The sequence below is a fragment of the Mycobacterium sp. TH-M106 genome (genome assembly GCF_057473765.1).
In genome coordinates this window covers 1-4,014 of record NZ_JBYCLE010000653.1, presented here as the reverse complement: position 1 = coordinate 4,014, position 4,014 = coordinate 1, and the positions used below count along the sequence as shown (strand labels likewise).

Here is a 4,014-nt window from a genome sequence, read left to right as displayed (position 1 = left end):
TGACCTCGCCGCCCTGGCGAAGTTCGACGATCCAGTGTTGGCTGCTGCGGTTGGTGCGGGCGGCGCGCGCGGCGATGTCGAACTCGCCGTCGGCGATCGGTCCGGCGTAGTTGACGGTCAGCGCGAGCGGGTCGCCGATGCGGTCGGGATGGGATTGTGCGGCGTGCAGCATGATCGCCGCGGTGATGCCGCCGAACGGGCCGACCATGTTGGCCCACTCCGGCTGGGTGCGGCCGCGCAGGGTGCCGGCGCCGAGGGAGTCGAGGTGTAGGGCGCGGTCGAAGGGGTGAGGTGTGCGGGTCTCGCGACGTTCACGTTCACCCACGACGTAGGACTCCTCATCCGTTGTGCCGGGTCCAGCTTGCCAGAGGCGGTCGGCGCGGCGTCGATCGGCGCGGGTCGGCGCCAACCCTCACAACGGCCTGCTGGCGGTCGCTTCCGGAAAGCGGACGCTCACCGCGTCAGATCGGAGGCACCGGCGAAACAGTGCTGCCCGTCTCGGTTTCCAAATCGAACAGCAGGTCGCGGCGGTCGGGCAGATGCTCGGTGCCGACAACGCTCAAGGCGGTGTCGCAGACGTCGCCCGCCGGGCCGAACAGCGCCAGGCAGGCTGCGGTGTGTGCGAGGTCGTGGCGTGCCCAGTAGCGGATGCCGGCAAAGCCCGCCCGATGCAGTGCTGCCGCCCACAGTTGGGTCATCGGGTAGTTGCCGGTGGTGAAGACCTCGGCGGTGACACCGAACCGGATGGCAGCATTGGACGTCATGTCGGCCACCGGTACCGGATCGTCGATCCGCAACTGCGACATGTCACGCTGGGCGGCAAGGTAATCGGGAACAATGTGCATACCGCCCCACGCTTCCAGCAGAGCCACGACGGCTGATTCGGCGGCGTAGCAGGTGCCGTCGGGCGCCGCCAGATCGAAGCGTCCCTCCCCGGAGCTGGAAAACCAACGCGCCCTCCTACCGTGTGCATGGCAGCGAAAGACCTCGACGTCAGCCGGGTAGCTGTAATGCGGGAACGCGGCCAGCCGATCCGGGGGCGGCGGAGAGGCGAGATGCAGACCGGTGCGCGCCGGGCTCACGCGGCGAGTCGGGCAGCGGCCTGTCGCGCCAGGACGGCGACCTGCTCGCCGTCGCCGGCGGCGAGCGCAGCCCGCGGTGTTTCACCGCCGAGTTCGGGTTGCGGCGAGCACAGCCACGACGCGGCCGCCCAGCCGCGCGGGTCTACACCGGCCCATGCGGTGAGCACCTCCTTGAGTCCTGGCAGCGGGCGGGCGGGTACTTGCTCGTCGAACCCGGCCAGCAGATAGGCGTGGCCGCTGTCGCCGTGTAGGCGCAACACCCGATGACCGTGTACGGCCTGGCTGAGCGCCTGCCTGCTCCAGCCGGTCAAGTCCAAGACCTGGCCGTGGCTGAGCAGCGCGCCGACGTGGTGCTCCCAGGCGTGGCGGGCCTTGAGTCGGCAGACGAAACTACGGATCGCCGAAGCCGCATACTCGTAGTCCCCGGCGTCCAGGGCGGCCGTGTCGATGCCCTGCGCGGCGAGCTCGTCGTCAAGCGCCTTTCCTAGTCCCGTCATAGCCATCATCATCCACTGTCAACATCGTCAAGTCAAACACTGGATATATGGCCGCAGACCGGCCAAACTATCAGCTGACCATTATTGATACCAAGACAACTACGTCAACCTGTCAGTCGGCAACCATCCGCGCCGCTCGGCCCATTTCGCGTTGCCGGCGAATCTCATAGGTGCCCGGCGCGATTCCCAGGTAGCCGTGCTCGGGATGTCCCAGGTAAGCGGTGGAGCCGTCGGGCACGGCCAGGGTGGCGACCCGAAGGCCGTCGGGTGCGAAGGTATCGCAGTAGACGGGTCCGTCGGCGGCGTAGACGGCGTGGGTGTTGCCGCCGTTTTCGGCGCGCACTACCGGTGTCCCCGATGCCGGCACCGCGGCGGTGGCACTGACGTGCGCCGGCCGCACCAGGACGTCGCCTTGGCGCTGCATGCCGGGCAAAACCGGGATCTCGAGGCCGGTGTCGTGTTCGGCGACGATGGCGATCCCGGCGGTCTGCATCAGGTCGTTGACTGTTGTCATGGTGGTGTTTCCTTTCGGATCGAAGCGCGAGTCAGGTGGCCCGTGCCAGGTTGACGTACTCGGTCTCGGAGATGTCGAAGGTCCATGCCGCGGCGGCCAGCGCGGTGAAGCAGTCGCTGGGAACGGTCAGGCCGAAATTGTGACGCGTCCCGTCGCGCTCACGGGTGGCGTTGGTGCACACCAGGACCCGCGTCGGGTTGCCGAGCAGTCCGCGTGGCACGTCGTAGAGACGCAGCAGTTGGCCAGGATTGCCCGGGTCTGGAGACTGGTCGACCTCGGCGAGTTCGGCGGTGGTGGCGAAGCGATCCCAGCCGATGCGTTCGATGGCGCAGCGTCGGACCTCAACATTCGGCTCGGCCAGGATTTGTTCAGGCCGCCAATCGGTTTCGATCATATCGGCGGGCACCTGGGTGCCGTGCCAGAAGTACAGCGCCCAGCCGTCGGCCCACCGGATCGCCGGGCCGGAGTCATTGTGCAGCCGATGCGAATCCGGCGTGGCTTCGACATGCAGCTCGACGGGCCGATCGCAGACCATCACGAAATCTCGAGTAGACCACCACCATCGAGTAAGGAGCGCGTCCTGATACGCCCGGCTGCGTTGCCAAAGCTCATCGGCCAGTGGCAGTTTCACCTCGTCACGGAAGAAAGCGGAGACGATCGGCCAGCTGTAGGAATGTTCTAACGGGCCGCGGCGGTGCCACCTCGACGGGATCGACGCGCTGACGGCAGATTCGACTGCAAGGTCGATTGCCAGGTCGGTCGCACGGAAGATCCGCCAGCAGGTCCGGCTGAACACCTCCAGGTAGATCCGTCGGTGGACCGTCTCGCTGAGCGCCCTCGGCTCCGGCGGCCTCAACTTCGCCGGCTTCACCCAGACGGACCTGCGCCCGCTTGTCTGCTGATCGTTAGCGCCGGTCGGGTCGGCGCACAGTGCAGCGCACACCGCTGACGATGCTGCCGCGGCGACCGCCGAACGCAGCGCCGGATCGCTTGCTGTCTCGATTCCTATGCGGAACGGTGAACGAAGCCACGGGTCGACCGTCGCCGTGATGGTCTTCTCGACCGCGGACTCGACTTCCGCTGGGTTCACCGCACGGCGGCGCTGCGGCCGACGCCGACGCCCCCGCAGCACGCTCAGCGCAACCGGTGCAGCCAGCGCCCCGACCATTGGCGAGCCGACCCGGACCACCACACCCGGCCAGGTGCGCCCGGCGTCCGCGTAGTAGCTGCGTATCCCGGTCTCCCAGGATCGCCATTCCGCCTCCGTGAGTGGCGTGGTGCTTCGAGCCTTGGCAATCCAATCTTCGGCGAAGGCCGCCAACCGGTCCCGCTGTTTCGTCGTCAGCTCAACGAGTTGATCAGCCATCGGTAGCGCACCTCCGCGTCGTCATTGGTCGTGAGGTTAACCGGAGGCACCGACAAACCGACCTGGTGCGTGCTGGCCCCGCTATCGCGGGTGCGCTCGGATGCCTGGACCTGCACGACCGGGGGAGTGCTTGCAATCACTGCGACGATGCGGCCAACGGCGAGACGCGCTGCGGGCTGAGGTCGGCTTCGGACAGGCTTAGGCCGGCTTCGGACAGGCTTAGGTCGCCTGAGGCCCAAAATCACGCCAATCCGGGATTGGTGTAGACCCGGGCCGGGGTGATCAGCACCGCCGTCCGGCGCTCTTCGCGCATGACGCGGTCGTAGGTTTCCCAGTCGTCGTGGGTGCCGCCGGCCGCCCGGAAGATGCTGCGCAACAACAACCGCAGCGCCTCGTCGTCGACGCCGGGCTGCGGATCGTCAGGGCCGGCCAGCTCGGCGGTCCCCTCGACGGTGGCCCACTGCCAGCCGGCCCGCACGACGACGGTGGCGCGCGGGTCGGCACGCAGGTTGTCGAGCTTACGGGTGCCGCCGAGAGCGACCGTCGCCGCGACGG

Annotated in this window: 6 protein-coding genes; all 6 read right to left on the bottom strand. The window is 67.9% G+C overall.

Annotation, left to right across the window (positions count from 1 at the left end; genetic code table 11):
• Positions 1-325, bottom strand: a 325-nt coding sequence (locus AC2VOP_RS21800) for an acyl-CoA thioesterase (protein WP_486962901.1), incomplete at its 3' end; no start/stop codon positions are given.
• Positions 326-461: 136 nt separating this feature from the next.
• Positions 462-1,082, bottom strand: coding sequence for an RES family NAD+ phosphorylase (locus tag AC2VOP_RS21795; RefSeq protein WP_486962900.1), 621 nt, complete (start codon positions 1,080-1,082; stop codon positions 462-464).
• A complete protein-coding gene (locus tag AC2VOP_RS21790) occupies positions 1,079-1,579 on the bottom strand; it encodes a hypothetical protein (protein ID WP_486962899.1) in 501 nt (166 codons plus the stop codon). The genes AC2VOP_RS21795 and AC2VOP_RS21790 overlap by 4 nt, the downstream gene beginning before the upstream one ends.
• A 112-nt stretch (positions 1,580-1,691) precedes the next feature.
• Positions 1,692-2,093, bottom strand: a complete 402-nt coding sequence (locus AC2VOP_RS21785) for a hypothetical protein (protein WP_486962898.1) — start codon at positions 2,091-2,093, stop codon at positions 1,692-1,694.
• Between the two features lie 31 nt (positions 2,094-2,124).
• A complete protein-coding gene (locus AC2VOP_RS21780) occupies positions 2,125-3,459 on the bottom strand; it encodes a DUF6745 domain-containing protein (RefSeq protein ID WP_486962897.1) in 1,335 nt (444 codons plus the stop codon).
• A gap of 241 nt (positions 3,460-3,700) precedes the next feature.
• On the bottom strand, positions 3,701-4,014 hold a 314-nt coding region (locus AC2VOP_RS21775), incomplete at its 5' end, for a pyridoxamine 5'-phosphate oxidase family protein (protein WP_486962896.1).

Bases quoted from the DNA above. Each gene is read 5' to 3' on its own strand.
- AC2VOP_RS21790 (WP_486962899.1), bottom strand. From the start codon at position 1,579: ATGACGGGACTAGGAAAGGCGCTTGACGACGAGCTCGCCGCGCAGGGC.
- AC2VOP_RS21785 (WP_486962898.1), bottom strand. From the start codon at position 2,093: ATGACAACAGTCAACGACCTGATGCAGACCGCCGGGATCGCCATCGTC.
- AC2VOP_RS21780 (WP_486962897.1), bottom strand. From the start codon at position 3,459: ATGGCTGATCAACTCGTTGAGCTGACGACGAAACAGCGGGACCGGTTG.